This window comes from Streptomyces sp. DH12 (genome assembly GCF_020873895.1).
Lineage (GTDB): Bacteria > Actinomycetota > Actinomycetes > Streptomycetales > Streptomycetaceae > Streptomyces.
Genome location: NZ_JAHWGT010000469.1, coordinates 1 through 600 on the forward strand (window position 1 = coordinate 1; position 600 = coordinate 600).

Here is a 600-nt window from a genome sequence, read left to right on the forward strand (position 1 = left end):
TCAGGTCCTCGAGCCGGTTCAGCAGGGCCAGCGTGGCCTTCGGGTTGGGCGGCTGCGACACGTAGTGCGGGACCGCCGCCCACAGCGACACCGCGGGGACGCCCGCGTGCGTGCACGCCTCCTGGAGGATGCCGACGATGCCCGTGGGCCCTTCGTACTTGGTCTCCTCGAGGTCCATGCGGCGGGCCAGGTCCGGGTCGGACGTGGTCCCGCTGATCGGGACCGGACGGGTGTGCGGGGTGTCACCGAGCAGCGCGCCCAGCACCACCACCAGCTCCACGCCCAGCTCGTGCGCGAAGCCGAGGATCTCGTTGCAGAACGAGCGCCAGCGCATGGACGGTTCGATGCCGCGCACCAGCACCAGGTCGCGCGGTTTCTCGCCGCCCACCCGCACCACCGACAGCCGCGTCGTCGGCCAGGTGATCTTCCGCACGCCGTTCTCCATGAACACCGTGGGGCGGTTGACCTGGAAGTCGTAGTAGTCCTCGGCGTCGAGCGCCGCGAACACCTCGCCCTTCCACTCCCTGTCCAGATGCGCGACCGCGGTGGAGGCGGCGTCACCGGCGTCGTTCCAGCCCTCGAACGCGGCCACCATGACCG

At 70.7% G+C, this 600-nt stretch carries 1 pseudogene; it reads right to left on the bottom strand.

Annotated elements, in window-relative coordinates:
- Positions 1-600, bottom strand: a pseudogene (gene parJ / locus LPA54_RS35220) (filament polymerization regulator ParJ); the annotation flags it as partial.